Origin of the sequence: Bacillus sp. ISL-4, from assembly GCF_018613275.1 — a bacterium.
Classification (GTDB): Bacteria; Bacillota; Bacilli; order Bacillales; family DSM-1321; genus Peribacillus; species Peribacillus simplex_E.
The window spans coordinates 1-16,175 of the sequence record NZ_JAGGQN010000066.1 but is presented as its reverse complement, the minus strand read 5'-3'; the positions used below and the strand labels follow the sequence as shown (position 1 = coordinate 16,175).

Annotated in this window: 15 protein-coding genes and 1 pseudogene; 1 reads left to right on the top strand and 15 read right to left on the bottom strand. The window is 34.2% G+C overall.

What is annotated here, in order from left to right; translation table 11 throughout:
* Window positions 1-183: 183 nt before the first annotated feature.
* From cntE to J7J00_RS26005, 9 genes are all read right to left on the bottom strand, one after another.
* Complete coding sequence (cntE, locus tag J7J00_RS26045; RefSeq protein ID WP_214795861.1) at window positions 184-1,362, bottom strand: staphylopine family metallophore export MFS transporter CntE; 1,179 nt, start codon at window positions 1,360-1,362, stop codon at window positions 184-186.
* 30 nt (window positions 1,363-1,392) lie between these two features.
* On the bottom strand, window positions 1,393-2,139 hold the full coding sequence (locus tag J7J00_RS26040) for an ABC transporter ATP-binding protein (RefSeq protein WP_214795859.1): 747 nt from the start codon (window positions 2,137-2,139) through the stop codon (window positions 1,393-1,395).
* A gap of 2 nt (window positions 2,140-2,141) precedes the next feature.
* Entirely contained in the window at window positions 2,142-2,948 is an 807-nt protein-coding gene (cntD, locus tag J7J00_RS26035) for a staphylopine uptake ABC transporter ATP-binding protein CntD (RefSeq protein WP_214795857.1), read from the bottom strand.
* Window positions 2,945-3,844: a staphylopine uptake ABC transporter permease subunit CntC gene (gene cntC, locus J7J00_RS26030; RefSeq protein WP_214795855.1), complete on the bottom strand. Its 900-nt coding sequence runs from the start codon at window positions 3,842-3,844 to the stop codon at window positions 2,945-2,947. Before cntC ends, cntD begins: the two co-directional genes overlap by 4 nt.
* Window positions 3,845-4,777, bottom strand: a complete 933-nt coding sequence (gene opp1B, locus J7J00_RS26025) for a nickel/cobalt ABC transporter permease (RefSeq protein ID WP_214795853.1) — start codon at window positions 4,775-4,777, stop codon at window positions 3,845-3,847.
* 117 nt (window positions 4,778-4,894) lie between these two features.
* Window positions 4,895-6,517: a staphylopine-dependent metal ABC transporter substrate-binding lipoprotein gene (cntA, locus tag J7J00_RS26020; RefSeq protein WP_214795851.1), complete on the bottom strand. Its 1,623-nt coding sequence runs from the start codon at window positions 6,515-6,517 to the stop codon at window positions 4,895-4,897.
* 151 nt (window positions 6,518-6,668) lie between these two features.
* Window positions 6,669-7,979, bottom strand: coding sequence for an opine metallophore biosynthesis dehydrogenase (locus J7J00_RS26015; RefSeq protein ID WP_214795849.1), 1,311 nt, complete (start codon window positions 7,977-7,979; stop codon window positions 6,669-6,671).
* A 30-nt stretch (window positions 7,980-8,009) separates the two neighbouring features.
* Window positions 8,010-8,804 carry a class I SAM-dependent methyltransferase gene (locus tag J7J00_RS26010; RefSeq protein WP_214795847.1) on the bottom strand — a complete coding sequence of 265 codons (795 nt, stop codon included), beginning with the start codon at window positions 8,802-8,804 and terminating at the stop codon, window positions 8,010-8,012.
* Window positions 8,805-8,831: 27 nt separating this feature from the next.
* Complete coding sequence (locus J7J00_RS26005) at window positions 8,832-9,665, bottom strand: histidine racemase CntK family protein (RefSeq protein ID WP_214795845.1); 834 nt, start codon at window positions 9,663-9,665, stop codon at window positions 8,832-8,834.
* A 798-nt stretch (window positions 9,666-10,463) separates the two neighbouring features.
* On the opposite strand from J7J00_RS26005, the gene J7J00_RS26000 reads away from it, so the two are divergent.
* Window positions 10,464-11,243 carry a M15 family metallopeptidase gene (locus tag J7J00_RS26000; protein ID WP_214795843.1) on the top strand — a complete coding sequence of 260 codons (780 nt, stop codon included), beginning with the start codon at window positions 10,464-10,466 and terminating at the stop codon, window positions 11,241-11,243.
* A 146-nt stretch (window positions 11,244-11,389) separates the two neighbouring features.
* Here the strand turns inward: J7J00_RS26000 and J7J00_RS28455 are convergent, their stop codons facing one another.
* The 6 genes and pseudogenes from J7J00_RS28455 to J7J00_RS25980 all read right to left on the bottom strand — a co-directional run bounded on the left by J7J00_RS28455 (window position 11,390) and on the right by J7J00_RS25980 (window position 16,007).
* Window positions 11,390-11,518: a hypothetical protein gene (locus J7J00_RS28455; protein WP_286201588.1), complete on the bottom strand. Its 129-nt coding sequence runs from the start codon at window positions 11,516-11,518 to the stop codon at window positions 11,390-11,392.
* Window positions 11,519-11,577: 59 nt separating this feature from the next.
* Window positions 11,578-11,740 (bottom strand): annotated as a pseudogene (locus J7J00_RS28450) (IS110 family transposase); the annotation flags it as partial.
* 700 nt (window positions 11,741-12,440) lie between these two features.
* A complete protein-coding gene (locus J7J00_RS25995) occupies window positions 12,441-13,217 on the bottom strand; it encodes a YibE/F family protein (RefSeq protein ID WP_214795841.1) in 777 nt (258 codons plus the stop codon).
* Window positions 13,217-14,353, bottom strand: coding sequence for a YibE/F family protein (locus J7J00_RS25990; protein ID WP_396020613.1), 1,137 nt, complete (start codon window positions 14,351-14,353; stop codon window positions 13,217-13,219). The genes J7J00_RS25995 and J7J00_RS25990 overlap by 1 nt, the downstream gene beginning before the upstream one ends.
* Before the next feature lie 271 nt (window positions 14,354-14,624).
* Window positions 14,625-15,329 (bottom strand): hypothetical protein, encoded by a 705-nt coding sequence (locus tag J7J00_RS25985; RefSeq protein WP_214795839.1) that lies wholly within the window; start codon window positions 15,327-15,329, stop codon window positions 14,625-14,627.
* A gap of 120 nt (window positions 15,330-15,449) precedes the next feature.
* On the bottom strand, window positions 15,450-16,007 hold the full coding sequence (locus tag J7J00_RS25980; RefSeq protein ID WP_214795837.1) for a cysteine hydrolase family protein: 558 nt from the start codon (window positions 16,005-16,007) through the stop codon (window positions 15,450-15,452).
* Window positions 16,008-16,175 lie beyond the last annotated feature (168 nt).

Sequence of the window (16,175 nt, the reverse complement as noted above, 5' to 3'; positions counted from 1 at the left end):
TAATTCACAACAATATGCCAACTTACATTCTTTCTTAATTTAGGCTTATCTCATACATAATTAATTAGCCATTAAAAAGAAAAAGAATCCTATAAAAAGATTATCCTCTATAAGAATAAAATATTAAATTCAACAAACCCTTCCAAAAGTTATATATGAAACTTTTGAAAGACTCCTTTATTTTTACCCAACAAATATTTTTCGTCGATCATATGCAAAAATGATCATCGTCACACCTAGGATAGCACAAATCATATACATAAATGAGTATGAGGAAAAATCAGCTATCGGCCCCATAATGACACCACCTAGCGAAACACCTAAATCGGCCATAGCAATAAATAAACCAAGTAACACATTTCGATTTACCTTAGGTAATACAAAGGTTAAATACGTTGTTAACGTTGGATAGATAATTGCCTGAGCTATCCCCATTAAAATCGCACCTGCATAGAAAAAGAAAGCCCCACCCGTTATAGAAACGCTTACACATTGCGCCGCTATCGCTAAAAGAAGCATAGCCCCCATGATAAATGATGAATGCCACTTACCGTCTGAAGGAATCCTTTTCCTTAAAGCAAAACGAGCAAAGACAACGGTACCAGCCTGAAGCATGAGATAAATTCCAGCATTGCCGTTTTTTAATTGCATAGCATACAGTGGTAGGAAGGTTGTAATCGCTCCAAATACAATGGAGGTAACTAACATCAATACGCTGCATTTAAACAGAAACGGATTTTTTACCAACTGACTAAATGCCTTAAACATACTTACTCCTTGCTCATTTTTAACTGAAGCAGGTTGATCCTTTCCTTTTTCCATTTTGGCACTATAGCCAAACACCCCTGTAGTGATGGCAATTGCTATCATCACTACTGTAAAATAATCCATACCTCCTTGCCAAATTCCTAATGCCAGTATAGGTCCAATAATACCTGGTATATAAGAGAATAAAGAATAAAGTGAGATGCCCTGAGAGCGATCCTTCTCTGGTAGTGCATCAATAATGCCTATCTGCAATGCCATGGAAAAAAAAGCTGTCGACACCCCTTGTAACATACGGGCAACTAGATAGCCGCCTAACCCAGTAATCGTATATAATAGTAAAGCAAAACCATTGACTATAAGAATAATGCGCAACACTTTTATCGGTCCATGCTTTTGAATGATTTGACCTGCCCACGGACGAAAGAACATGGTTGTAAATAAATACGCCCCTATTATCAAGCCGATAGTAGTATTGCTGGCTCCTAATGATTCCCCTTGTAAGGGGATAATAACATTTAGAATGGCATTGGCACTAAAATAAAGAAGAACCAACAGATATAAACGCAGAAACGGCCAAGACATAGCTCCACTCACAATTTTTTCTCCTCCTAGTTCGAAAATAATCTAAAAAGTTATTAATTTGTCCAATAATTTTCTAGCATATTCTGACTGCACGTTTTTTAATTGTTCGATTTTAATTACTTCTTCAATTTGACCATTTCTAAAAATAATGACCCTGTCGCAAATATAGGCGGCGGCCTGAATATCATGAGTAATAAATACATAGCTCATATTGTAGAGGTTTTTTAATTCCTTAAGTAATTCAAGCACTTGTATTTGAACTGATACATCTAAAGAACTGATTGCTTCATCTAATAAAATACATTTTGGTTCTGTGGAAATGGCCCTTGCAATACATACCCTTTGAACCTCTCCCCCTGATAATTCATGAGGATATCTTTTTCTGTAGGACGGATTTAACCCAACTTGATTCAATAGATTATCAATCCTGTTTTGAATTTCTATTTTGAGCTTGCTCTTAATTTTTAATGGCTCCATAATGGCTTCCTCAACTGTAAAAAATGGGTTAATGGAAGATTTATAGTCTTGAAAAACAGCGCTAATGTTACCCGATCTCACTCTTCTATCCCCTACATTTTCACCCTGAAATAAAACGGTTCCCCGATCTGGCTTTTCAATTCCTATTAGTAAACGACCTAAGGTGGACTTCCCGCTCCCACTTTCTCCGATAATACCGAGACATTCGCCACTTCCACATTCAAAACTAATATTGTTCAAAATCTTTTGTCTTTTGTTTGAAATGAGTCCACCACTTTTATAAGACTTCTCCACACTATCAACCTTTAGCAATTTTAAGCTCTCCCCATTATTTTCTTAAAATGATTACTCAACGCTAGTCTAGTAGATACTAAATATTTGGTATAGTCATGTTCCGGTTCTGAAAATATAGTTTTTGATTTTTCTCTTTCAATAATTTCTCCATCCTTCATGACCATAACTTCATCAGCAATTGCTCTAACAACTCCCAAGTCATGAGAAACAAAGATCATAGAGCAGCCCATTCTTTCCCGTATTTTTATAAATTGCTCAACGACTTCAAATTGTGAAATAGTATCTAAAGCTGTTGTTGGTTCATCAGCAATAATAATGTCTGGTTCTAATACTAATGCTAACGCAATCATTATTCGCTGCAACATTCCACCCGATAGCTGGTGTGGATATTTATTCATAATCTCTATCGGATTTTTCAGCATGACACTTTTCATAGCATTTTTTATTTTTTCTTCGATTTCTTTATTACTCCAACCGAAATGTTCAACAAGCGTTTCCTTTAAATGAACCCCAATTACACAGGAAGGGTCAAATGCACTCATCCCATTTTGTAGAATCATGCAAAGTTTTCTTCCCCTTCTCTTTCTCATCTCCTTTTCTGAAATTTCGTTTAAGTTTTCGCCTTTAAATAAAATGTCTCCTGATTGGTGAAGCCAGGATTTATTTAATCGCATTATTGACCTACAAGTCAGAGACTTACCGCTTCCGCTTTCTCCTACAATTGCCAGACAGCTTCCTAGCTTTAAATGGAATGAACTATTATAGATAATCACTTTACCGGAGCTACTATCCCATATTCTCAGATTTCTAACTTCTAATATATTCATAGATTATTTTGCCACCTCTTTTGAAGCTTAATTTTAGAGATTGTTAACTCTTCTTGAAGCTTATTTTTTGAGGTAATTAATTTAGGGTCTATGGCAACTTGAAGTGCATCAGAGAAAAAGTTAAATGCAGATACTACCATAATAATGGCTAGTCCAGGAGCTAACATTAATTCTGGTCTTGTAAACATTACTTCCCTTGCCTCATTTAACATCATTCCCCATTCAGCATTTGGGGCTTGAATTCCTAATCCTAGGAATGAAAAGCCTGATACTTGCAAAATCATCGAACCAATTGAGCTGCTCGAAATCACTGCGATATCAGAAAATGTAACAGGAACCATGTGCTTATAAATAATTTTCACGTCACTAATACCTGATGCTTTGGCAAATTTCACATATTCTTTTTCAGCAAACTGCATAACAGACGTTCTGATTATTCGAGCAAACCATGCCCATTTAATCAAGGTAAACGCAATCAATATATTTTCAAGCCCCACACCTAAAATACCAACAACAGCTAATGCCATTACGTATCCTGGAAAAGATAGCATCGTGTCACAAATTCTCATTACAGTGGCATCTACTTTTCCTCTAAAGTAGCCTGCTAGAAATCCTAAAACCGCTCCAATCAAGACAGATATGAATAATGCAACTAAAACCCATAAAACACTGGGACGAATGCCATAAATGATTCTGGATAAAATACATCGTCCTAAGTGATCATTACCTAATAGGTAATCCCATGATGAAGAAGCATAACGAAGGCTCATATTTACTTCTTCAGGGTCATGTGGAGCAAATATAGGGGCGAAAATGCCAACAACGATTGTTACAACGATAACTATGAGAGAAATTGTGCCTAACCTATCTTTTATTAAATTTTCAAATAGTCTCATTTAGATATCATTCCTTAATTTAGGATTCATCACAGCGTTTATAATGTCGGAAATGGTATTAAATAATACAAAGGCCACTGCTAAAATAAGTACATACGCTTGTATAATCGGGAAATCCCGGCCTAGAATAGCTCGAACACTTAAACTTCCTAATCCTGGCCAAGCAAATACATTTTCTATAACGACTGTACTTCCCAATATAATAGGTATAGCCATACAAAATATCGAAATGGCCACTTGCAATGAATTTCTTAAGATGTGCATGGTGACTTTCCTCTCTGTTAAGCCACATGCCCTTCCATACAGTACATAGTCTTCATTTAAATTACTCAACATCGAACTTCTAACGACCCTAAAATAAATGCCTGCATAGCTTATCGCAATGACAATAACCGGTAGAATATAACTTTTATACGACTCCATTCCGCTTGTTGGCAATAAATCCACTTTTACGGAAAAATACCAAATCATAAGAGTCGCCATCCAGTATGACGGCATTGCCGTTAGGAAAAATGAAAATCCCCTTACTGACTTATCCATAATTTTCCCCTCTTTCATCGCACAGATCACACCTAAAAGTATCGATAGAACAATAATGACAACAGATGAAACCAACGTTAGTTTTAACGTATTTAGAAAAGCAGGACCAATTAACGACCAAACCGGTTTTCCTGTCACGTAGGAAACCCCAAAGTCCAACTGTAAGCAAGCAATAACCCAATCGAAGTATCGTATAATAAATAGTTTATCCATCCCCAACTCATCTTTCGTTTGAGCAATTAATTCATCTGTTATTGTTGGAACACCTTGCGCTTGCAATACCACTTCAACTGGATCTAAGGGAGAAAGATTAATTAGAATAAACGTTAAAAATGAAATGACCAAAAGTAAAGGGATTGATATGAATAGTCTCTTAATGATGTAACTTCCCATAGAAAATCTCCTTTTAATAGAAATTTTTAAAAACACACTTACTTCTGCAATATAATACTTAAAAGGTTACTCTTCACATAAATAAAAAGGGGAATCTTCCCCTTTTTATTTATATTTCTATTCAAAGTTCATCAGTTCAAATGGTAACTCAAATTGCGTTTGCTTAAATGATATGCCTTTTAAATTTTTTGGGGCAACTACAGTGACACTGCCATTTGAAATGGGAATAAAGACTGCTTCATCATGTACAATCGTCAAAATATCCGCATATAACGATTTTCGTGTTTTCTCATCAGGTGACACCATTACTTCATCAATCTTCTTGTAGAGTTCATCTGAGTTTGCAATACCGCTTGTAGTATGTAAATAAGATGCCTCAGAAGTAAAAGCAGAGATTGTACTTTGTGGATCATACGCAAGTCCCCATGTTTGATTGAATAATAGATCATAGTCACCCGTCGATCTTCTATTTGCAATTGAAGTTGACTCTTCACCGATAATTTCTAGCTGAATACCGATCTCTTTTACTGAAGCTTGGATAAACTCAGCCTGGGTTTTTTGGGAGGAAGAATTGCTATCATAATAAAGTTTCATTGCTAATTTTTTGCCGTCTTTTGTTCTAACATCAGAACCATCTTTTGCTGCCCATCCTGATTCTTCTAAAATCTCTTTCGCTTCTTCTAAATCATAGCCTCTTTTCTTCAAATCAACATCTGCATAATTGACGTTAGGTGAGAATAGTGTATTAGCTACTGTTTCCGTACCATTTAAAATATCCTTACTAATGGTTTCTCTATCAATCGAGTGCCAAATGGCTTCACGAACAGCTGTTTCACTTACTGGATTATCAGATTTACTGCTATTTGCTACAATCATTTTCGTATTCATTGGTTCACTTCTAACCAACTGATAATCACCTGAATCAACTAATTGATTCATTGCTTCTACATCAAGACTGTCTGCACCGCGGTCATCAGTAAAAACAAAGTTTACTTCTCCTTTTTGTAAAGCTAAAAATGTCGTTTCCCCTGCTGGAAGAACTTTAGAAGTAATCTTCTTAATTTCAGGTGAGCCACCCCAGTAGTTTTCATTCGCTTTAAAAGTGGCGTACTCATCAGTTTTATGTTTAGTGAGAATATATGGTCCTGTACCATTAAATCCATTTACGCCATCTTTAGTTCCCCCGTTTTTAAAATCTTTGGGTGATAAAAATACGTAAGGTCTGGTCATAGACAATTCAACCAAAGTTGGGTAGTATGCTTCTGATAGCACAAGTTCAACTGTATAAGCATCTACTATATTTAGACTTTCTATTTTTGTAGATAATTTAATCCAAGCATGCTTTTCTGCGTTGTTTTGCACAGCCTCAATATTTTTCTTTACTGCCTCTGCGTTAAATGGTTCTCCATCATGGAATTTCACATCTTTTCTTAAATGAAAAGTGTATACTTTTCCATCTTCTGAAATTTTCCAGGATTCAGCAAGCAAAGGTTTAATCCCATCTTCTGTATTTTCAACCAATGATTCATAGACCATCCCTTGAGCTGGCATTGAACCTGTATACAGATGCGGGTTTATATCATTAATATCTTTGGAGGATGCATAAACTAACTCTTTTGAGCTATTCGTTGAATCAGCACCTTCCTTTTTCTTACTATTAGATTTTTCTGCAGAGCAGGCAACTAGAATAGATAAAACCAAAAATATTAGAGATGCTAACTTAAATTTTTTAACTAACAATATATTTCTCTCCCTTTAGCCTAACTAATTTGATTTAATTCACCTTTTACTGGCCAAATATGATCTAAATTGAAAAAATCCCCTTTTATAAATCGAAATGATTACTATTTACACGGTATATTACTCTATTAACTTAAGACAAGTACTATTCCTACTTCTTTGCGCTTATACTTTTTCCTATTTCACTGCATATCATATTCAAATCTTCATCAAAGCTTTGAACAACAAATGCATTAGATAGCAATTCATCTTCATGGGATTGAGCCACTTTTTCAATTTTATTCTCGTATGTTTTAATGAATTTATCTATTGTTGGACAATTTAAATTTAAATATTTTGCAATTCCTTGAATTATTTTTATACGATAATAGTCTTCTTTAGGCATCCTAGGGATATCCAAGTATCCTTCCCTATTGACGAACATTTTTCTAATTGGAACAGCAGAAAAATCATAATATTTCCCATCCTTATCTGGTTCTGAAAAAGGATCGATCAACAGTGCGGTATAACGTATATATAATAAATATTCTTGATGGATAGCTTCTAAATGATTAAAATTCTCTATATTATGACGTGATAAACTTTCCAATCTCACGGGATAATTATCATCTGTCATAAATTTAAGTAGATTTAAATTTTCTATATTTAATTTCCCTAAGATATTCATGATTTCTTTCCATTGAGCCAGCATATCCCTAATTAAATATTGTGTAATAGGCCCCTCAGGATAAAGTTTATAAACATATTTCTTGCTTTCTAAGTCACCAAATATTGCACTTAGTGTGAAATCATTCATAAACAACGGTGGGTGAACATATAAAGAAATATTTCTCGTTTCTGCTTCTATTGGAGATTTCATATTTTCAAGAGTAATACCTAATTGTTCATATAACTTACATAGTCCCTCGACATTTTTAGATGGATAATGTGTAGAGCCTATATGAATTTTTTTCTTGACTGCTGTTGTTAAAACATGATTAGAAGGTTTACCGTGCATCCATCGTGTATCACCGTAATATGTAGAAAAACTGATAATTTCCGCATCTGAATTAAGCTGGTTCATATAATTATTGATTAAGCTATTGGAACCGAAAGTCGGAGAAATTAATACAATACACCTTACTTGTTTTAATTTCTCATTATTAATTTGTTTTAATACTTCTATATAAGCATCCGTTGTTACAGCAAGAATAATAGTATCCCATTCACCCTTAATTGTTCCATAACCTCTAAAAACTTGATCAATGAAGCATTCACCTTGCATAGTTCGATGCTTTTCATTTTGAACGCTTACACGAACTAAATGATTACTTTCCTTAAGTGCCTCAAAAAAATTTTCTGAACGAACAGATTCTCTCCCAACAATTCCTACGTAGCAATTCAATTGGTTTTTTAGATTCATAGCTAGTTGAATAGATGTTGGGCCAGTGCCTAATAGTAGGACTCGCTTAAAATCATTCATAAAGGCCTCCTCTTCTTACAATTTAGTAAGCTATGCTTTTTTATACAATGCGATATCAAACACATGATCTGGACGCAATATTTCTTCAACCATCTTCCACTTCTGCCCATCAACCTCTCTTGATGGAAAATTAAATAAGGACTTTAAATGATCACCATATCTCATAGCAACAACTACGTTTTCATTCGTTAATGTATGTAATTGATCCAATATGTAATATTTACTTTCAACAGTTGAACTAAAAATGATATGAGTCACGTTTTTCGTAAAATCAAGATTTTCCACTAATATTTTTTCTAATCTAATATTTAATCCATTTCCTAATTTCTCTACTACGTTTCGTCCAAGTTGAATAGCCTCATCATCAATATCTATGCCTACAACCTCTGCTCCTGTTCGCTTAGCGATTAATAATGGCGTCATTGGAAATGATCCTGATCCTACTAACAATACTTTTGACTCCGAAGTAATTTGAAAACTGCCAAATTCCTTTTCAATACATGATTCTATATTTTTAAAATAGTCTGCCTTTTCACTATTTCCATCCAGTAGCTTGATTGCACGATATTTCTCCATAATAGCTACACAAAGTGCGGATTTTCTTCTTAGGTTCATCACAAGTTGATTCAAATCACTAGATTCTTGTAGTTCTAATTGTTTCCAAGCTTCTTTATTCCTCTCGTTTGTTATGAATTTTGAATAGTCATCTATTAAACTCTCTAACTCTGAACAATTATTGATTGTATGATCATAACTTCCTGCTAAACCATCAAATTTTTCTGAAAACTCACTTAAATATTCTTGAAAAGTTATTAATGCATTCATTAAATTCCCCCCAGTACAATGTTATAACTAACCATCTATAAAAGCTTTGCCTTGTGCTACTATTTGGACTGACCCTTCAATCAAAAGGCTTGTTAATTCTTCTCCATGACAAGTAGCAAATACTTTAATATCGCCACCGGGTTGCCTTATATTTGTAACAATCTCCCCTTTATTCTTCCAAGCTAGATAGGCTCCTAAGGAGGCTGTACCGGAACCACACCCCCTTTCCCATATCATACTATCTAAATGTGGGACATAAATGAGGGGAGCCATTTCCTCAGATTTCGATTTATACAATAAAACGCCGATCAAGTTAGCACCTAATGTTACTCCAAGCAACTTTGCTAAAGATTGCGCTTTTTCCCTTACTGTTTTACTAAATTCCTCCACTTCTATCACAATGTGTATAAATTCATGGTATCTCACTATAATCATATTCAAATCGTTGCCATCATACTTTATTGTTCTCTGTTCTATCTTTTTAGGAATAGGCATAGTAACCAGACAGTGATATTCATCTAAATTTCTTTTCATTTGACATGTTATTAATTTATCTGTGCCTGAAGCTTCTAATATTATCTCCGCCAAATCATTATGCTTTAGTCCTTTTTCAGATGCTATAAAAGCTGCCAGTGCCATACAAGCATTACCACAAAACTCACCTCCAGCCATTTGTAACTTTGCAGCAGCTTTATTATTTATCGGCTTTTCTATAAATCCAACTTGTTCTGCATGCACGCTGTCGTATGACATGATTTTCTCAGCAATGTGCTTATACTCTTCAACTAGATAATTAGTTTTAACGAGAATTGTCATATTTTGTGTTGGATTAAATTTTATAAAATCTATTTCCTGGATCATCTCAACTACCCTCTACATTATATTTTTTGGTTTTCCTTTCTTCATAAAGTATTATCCACCTCAAATAGTAATGATTACGATTATCAATTACAAAATGAATTATAGCATAATGTTGGAAAGTGTCAATATTTGGTCAAGTTTTTTTTACACTATTGCAGATTGAGAAGTGTCGTAATTTTCAATTTTATCTCTTTCTATGTTTATCGCTTTGGATTTTATTCGCCATTACATATCGGTGCAGCACGACGATTTATTAGAAATGGGAAGCCACGTCACAGATATAAGGAGTTAGTCGGGGTATTCTTAGATACTGTTGGTAATGAGGGTTCAACAGCAAAAGGATGGCTTTTCCGCTGAACAGAACTGGGATTTCATTACACAGCACCTTATGGTCGTCAATATATGGGGGATTTCTTTAAAGCACAGAAGGAAAAGATGAGTAGGCATTACAGAAATTAGTAGGAATGTACTTTAAAGATATTGATTTTTATCTTATTTCTTGATATTGTGAGTTTTATCAAATTATAAATAGTAATAATTACGATTTATAAAAACAAATACAGGATATACGATTTCATGTTTATGTTTAAGTTTAAGTTATGGGAATCTATCGACTATTTTCTTTTTTAATAAGATCTATTTTCATATTGAATGATTAATCGAAATGTGATGGATATAAGAGAATAAATGATAGGACACTTCATTTTTGCTTTCTCCCTCCCTAACATATCGATTGTTAAATTTTTGTATAAAAATATTAAGCAGGATTAGTAACAAATTGAACTTGGGGGCCGCACTATGTTAAGATCCATTTACACCATAGCTTTACTAACATTTATTTTTTTATGTACTTTAGGCTGTACAGTTAAGGATAACTCTAAAGAAGAAGATAATATACACGATCAAAGTGTTGGTACAATAAATTCAGCTTCTAACCCAAAGGAAAATGAACCTAATATTAACATGGTTCAACAAGAGGCTATTAAAGTCTCTGCAAATCCTCAAAGCATTCCCGTATTAGTAAATAAGTTAAATCCACTTCCTGATAAATACAGACCTGATGACCTTTATTATCCAAATGTACCGTTTATATTCAAGGAAAAAATCGAAAAACGAATGATGCGCAAAGAGGCCGGAGAAGCCTTGGAAAAACTATTTCTTAAGGCCGAAGAAGACGATATTAAATTAGCCGGCGTATCGGCATTTCGTTCACAGGAAACGCAAGAAGCTATTTTTAATAATTATGTAGAAAGGGATGGGCTTGAAAAGGCTAAAACTTATAGTGCATATCCAGGAACCAGTGAACACCAAACAGGCTTGGCTATTGATGTAAGTGGCATTAATGGCACTTGTGCTGCTGAGGAATGTTTTGGTCAAACTAAAGAGGCTGATTGGTTAGCTAAACATGCAAGTGAGTTTGGATTTATCATTCGTTACCCAGAAGGTAAGCAAGAAATTACAGGCTATAAATATGAGGCTTGGCATATTCGTTATGTAGGTATAGAGATAGCAAAAGACATTCAAGCTCAAGGGGTGACACTCGAAGAATACTATAATGTTCAGCCCGTTTCTAAGTAATATTAAGCCAACTAAGCCAACGACATCTAAAATGCGATGTATCATATTTTAGATATCGTTGGCTTAACTTTTATATACTGATTACCAAGGTTAATCCCTTCTGCTATGCCTTCGAGCAAACTGTTATTATGAGATACTTAAAGGCATCATAGAACCAATAGTTTTTTTGCATAATGATGTTTAACATAATTTTCAATTAAATCTTGATTTGTTTTTTTCGTTTCTATTTCATTCAATTCATCTTCACTTTTTATAAATGCTTGGGAAATACTCATCTACAATTTCATCCATTACTGAATAAAAAATGTACATAACTCCTTTATTAATTCATCTGCCCTGTCACCTCTTCAACTTCTTTTAGAAAGTCTAAAAAATGATCTAATTCCTCTTTGATATGCTTTATTGAAAAAGCTCTACCCATACGGTTTAGATTGATCTAAAAATGCCTGAACTTGGCTCTCTCCTTTTGCCACATCCAGACCAACAACTGGATTCATTATTTTTCTCTCCTCTACTTACTAACCAGTACCCCTTAGTCATCCATGCGGTGTCATAGCTTCGATTGTTATACGAGATCTAAGTCCCAACCAGCCTCAAACATGTTTCTACAAGTAGGGGCGGACAGTTTAGTTCACGGGATCAAGTCCCACGCACCCGTTAGCCATCCATGAAGCGCAAAAATCAGCGCTTCACCACAGAGAGTGAAAATTGGTCTCTATGTCGATAATGTTTTAATGGCTGGCGAAGAAGGTCGTTGAACTATGGTGCCTTTGAGGCCATCCGTTAGTCTGACTCCGACGACCACGGTGTACGACCGACTGTCGCGCCCTTTTTGGGTAGCACTCATGGGAGATTAATCCTTTTTTGGTCGTCGCGCTAGCCTCTACTTAATTTGCTTTGATTGGAGGTTTTTGTTTAACGATTTACCAAACTCAATCAAATCACTCATAAGGCTCAGCCTTTTTTTAAAAAGCGTTTTTACTGGGTCTATTTTTTGTTGTGGTTTTTTCTGGATTTTGAGCTTTTTTAATTTTCATGGGAGTTCATTAAGAAAAAAGGCGCCAAATGGCAGCCTCATTCTCTATCTTTATTCATATAATGGCCCTTATTGAAGGCTATGCAAAACTAAACTTACCTCCCTCAAAAACTTATTCCTCTTATACAAATGAGTGCTCATAAGCCTTTTTGCCATAAAACCTATATAACTTTCTCTTTATTTTTTCTTTTTTTCACCAAAAAATAAGCAGTAATAAAGGCAGTAATAGGAATAATCAGGGCTACTCCTGTTCCAGCACAAAATATAGTGATCATTTCAGCACTAAATATTTTTGAGTTTACGATTTCTCCAACAGAATAGGATAAATCTTTAAACCATATAAGCAATGCCAAATAGCCTCCAAAGAAGGCAAAAAATAATGTATTCGTAGTTGTTCCTAAGATATCTCTCCCAATACTTATTCCAAATGTGAATAAATCTTTCTTGCTAATGGATGGATGGTGATGAAACATTTCTCGCATGGGAGATGAAATGGCCATGGCTGTATCGATAATGGCGCCAATAGTACTCATAATAATTACTGATGCTCCAATTTTACCAAAATCTACTCCAATATAAAGGGAAAAGATGCTAAGCTCTTCTATTTCTTCTTCACCAAAACCTTGTATCATCGCATTTTCCGTCACAATGACAATAAAAAAGAGTACAATAACAATCGTGATAATAGTAGAAATGAATGCTGTTTTTGTTGTACTATTCACTTCGTTAATAAAAAATAAATTAATATAACTAATCACCGTACATGCAATCAATGTTACGATATACGGATCATTATTTGGATTTGTCATAAAAATGATGGTAAAAAGAAACACACCAAAGTTTAGGAAAAAAGCAAAAAATGAACGTGCTCCATTTTTTCCACCAATCAAGATCATCAATATTAATAATATGAACGCTAGCAACACTAATACATTCATTATCTTTCCCTCTTTCGATTAATGAAAAAAATAGAAATATATAGACCTATCGGAATAGTTAACACGATTCCAATACCACCAGCTATGGCACGGGCCAATTCCAATGTAAGGTTCATGGAAAGGGTAAATCCTAATGCAGAAGAATTTTTTAAATACAAAATAATCGTAGGTATGGAGCCACTTATATAGGCAAAAAACAAAATATTTGTCATGGTTCCCATGATGTCTTTTCCAATCTCTAATCCTGAAGTTTTAAGTGCTTTTACTGATATGTGGTTATTCTTTTCATACAATCCAAAAATAGAAGAAGACATGGTAATGGCTATATCCATTACGGCTCCTAAAGATCCGATAAATAATCCTGCCATAAACACCATTTTATAAGGACGAGTGAGAAATTGCATTTCTTCATATCGAAGGCCATTTCCGGAAGTTAACCACATAACAAGATAAATAATGAACAGCGATAAAAAAGTCCCTAACAGTGTCGCAATAATAGCTGCATATGTTTTTTCATTAAAACCGTTAACGAGTAAAAGAGAAAGGACCGTAAATAGAATGATACTTATACTGCATATCAATACCAAACTAATGTCTGATGTATTCAAATAAAAATCTAATGCATATGACAACAATATGGCATTGACTGCCAAACTTATAATTGAAAACAGTCCTTGCTTTTTTCCAACGATTAGTAATGTCAAGATAAAAATCCATGCTACAATCAACACAAATTTATCACGCTTTACGTCTTTTATGGTTCCAGTTAACTCTGAATTTTCTTCTGTCTTCGTATCAATCGAAACAAACAAATCATTTCCAACTCGATATTCTTGATCATAAGCTCCGGATGAGGAATATTCATTCTTTAAATGGATAAGCTGTCCTTTTTCTTCTCCATTTTGTAATTCGGCTATTATACTCTGGGTAAATAGTCGATCTTCATTTTGGTACATATCATTCAATTCAGTTGTATTTTCCAGATTTGTTTTGATGACTTTGGCTATTGGAAGTTCATAGAATGAATAATTGTGATGAACAAAGAAAACAGAAGCCACAAAACAAAGGGCTATGATGGCGTACAAAGAAACATGCTTGTAACCCATTTTTTTAAATTTATTTACGATAACATTCAAAATAAAACCTCCAAATATCGGGTGGGCAAAAAAGGCAGGATGGAGCCAGAATTGACTGACCTCCGCCCTGCCTTACTAGTATTTGATTTTTTTATATTATCATGAATAAATTTAATTTGCGAAATAAAAAAAATCCAATTGGTAACCAAGGGGATTTTTCTATTGGGTTTTGAAAGTATGATTATTGTAAAGATCGTACATTCAAAAGGCCGCCAATTGGCGGCCCTCTTATGGCGCTAACGCACCCGATAGTGGAATAAGAAAAATAAGTTTAATGCCAATAAATGTTGTCGTTATTTTTGCAAACAAGATAAATTCCTTTTTTATCCTTTTCCGCCAAGGAAATGGCCAACTGTTTTATTTTTAAATAATCCGTTTTATCAACTAAACTTAAATCTGGGGAATTTTGATAACCACCTTGACCAAGATATTCCGATGTTGTAATGATTGTATAATGATCTCCTTCGGCTTGTTCTGGGATTTCCTCAAAGCTTTTTATAATCTGTCCATTCTTAATGAATACCATTTTCTCATACAAAGATAGACTTTTATAGCCCATTGGAATTTTCCTATGTACCTCGTTATCCCTAACAAGTTCAGAGTCCGAAAGATATTGTGAATATGAATAAGAGAAGCCATTTGCACGAATAAAATATTTATCATTACATTCAATATTTAATGGATTATTGCCTTTTTCCTTAGGATAATCATAAGTAACTACAGGTAAAGTGTCGCTATAAATAACTTTTGGAGCTCCTACCCATTCACCGACATTCTCATAAACTATAGATGAAAGTTTTTTTATTTGATCTAAAGTCATAGAATTTTCCTTTCTTATTAATGAAATGGACAATTCATTTACCCAATGATTTATACTGGTTAAGATTTTATTATATGCTTCTTTACAATCATATCCTTTTTCTCTATATTCATAATATTTATCCTTTAAATTGGCTTTTACAATATCTAAATCCATATATTTTTCCTCCAAATAGCATAAAAGGGTTGCCGCCGTAACCCGTTAGTTCCGTAAGAAAAAAGATTGCCGCAGCAACCTCCCTTTATGAAGTAAATGCACCCTGTTAGTTTAACAAACTTAAAATACTTCATTTATTAATTGTTCTGTTGTAAGTATAGTAGCGAACTCGTCATTTAAGGTAGCTAAAGAAATATTATGTATAGTCTCGGCATCATAATAGTTATCATTTTGGTCTTTTATGCCAAATGCTGCTGTCGCATCTGAAATAAGGTATGTATTAAAACCTAAATTCCCACTCATTCTTGTGGTCGTAGACACACAGTGGGGCGTAGTCAAACCTGTTATTACTACTGTTGTAATATCATTTAATTTTAGAAACTCTTCTAATTTTGTACCGATAAAACTACTATTTACTTTCTTTGTTATAATTACTTCTTCTCCAAGAGGCTCAACCAATTTTTTTATAGCGAATCCTTCATTCTTTGGATGGAATACAGAACTAGGGTTATCGGACATGTGTTGAATATGTATTACTTGCCAGCCCTTTTCCCTCCATAATGTTAGTATCTTTCTAATATTTTCTTCTGCACTTAGATTGTTTCGCTCTCCCCATTTTTTATCCTCAAAAGCTTTTTGTACATCTACTATAATTAAAGCATTTTTTACTTTATCCAAGTAATTCCCCCCATTTTTTCTTTAATATTTACTACATTTTATATTCAGACTCTAATTGGTACAACTCTATTGTTATTGAGCTAACCTGCCCCGTTAGTGCCATAAGAAAAAGCTGCCTTTTAAAGACAGCTCCGATCCTAAGCTAAAGCACCCGTTAGTTCTATAAGA

Bases quoted from the DNA above. Each gene is read 5' to 3' on its own strand.
- J7J00_RS26005 (WP_214795845.1), bottom strand. From the start codon at position 9,665: ATGATCCAGGAAATAGATTTTATAAAATTTAATCCAACACAAAATATG.
- J7J00_RS28455 (WP_286201588.1), bottom strand. From the start codon at position 11,518: ATGAGTATTTCCCAAGCATTTATAAAAAGTGAAGATGAATTGAATGAA.
- J7J00_RS26015 (WP_214795849.1), bottom strand. From the start codon at position 7,979: ATGAATGATTTTAAGCGAGTCCTACTATTAGGCACTGGCCCAACATCT.
- J7J00_RS25995 (WP_214795841.1), bottom strand. From the start codon at position 13,217: ATGAATGTATTAGTGTTGCTAGCGTTCATATTATTAATATTGATGATC.
- cntD (WP_214795857.1), bottom strand. From the start codon at position 2,948: ATGAATATATTAGAAGTTAGAAATCTGAGAATATGGGATAGTAGCTCC.
- J7J00_RS26000 (WP_214795843.1), top strand. From the start codon at position 10,464: ATGTTAAGATCCATTTACACCATAGCTTTACTAACATTTATTTTTTTA.
- J7J00_RS26010 (WP_214795847.1), bottom strand. From the start codon at position 8,804: ATGAATGCATTAATAACTTTTCAAGAATATTTAAGTGAGTTTTCAGAA.
- opp1B (WP_214795853.1), bottom strand. From the start codon at position 4,777: ATGGGAAGTTACATCATTAAGAGACTATTCATATCAATCCCTTTACTT.
- J7J00_RS25985 (WP_214795839.1), bottom strand. From the start codon at position 15,329: ATGGATTTAGATATTGTAAAAGCCAATTTAAAGGATAAATATTATGAA.
- cntC (WP_214795855.1), bottom strand. From the start codon at position 3,844: ATGAGACTATTTGAAAATTTAATAAAAGATAGGTTAGGCACAATTTCT.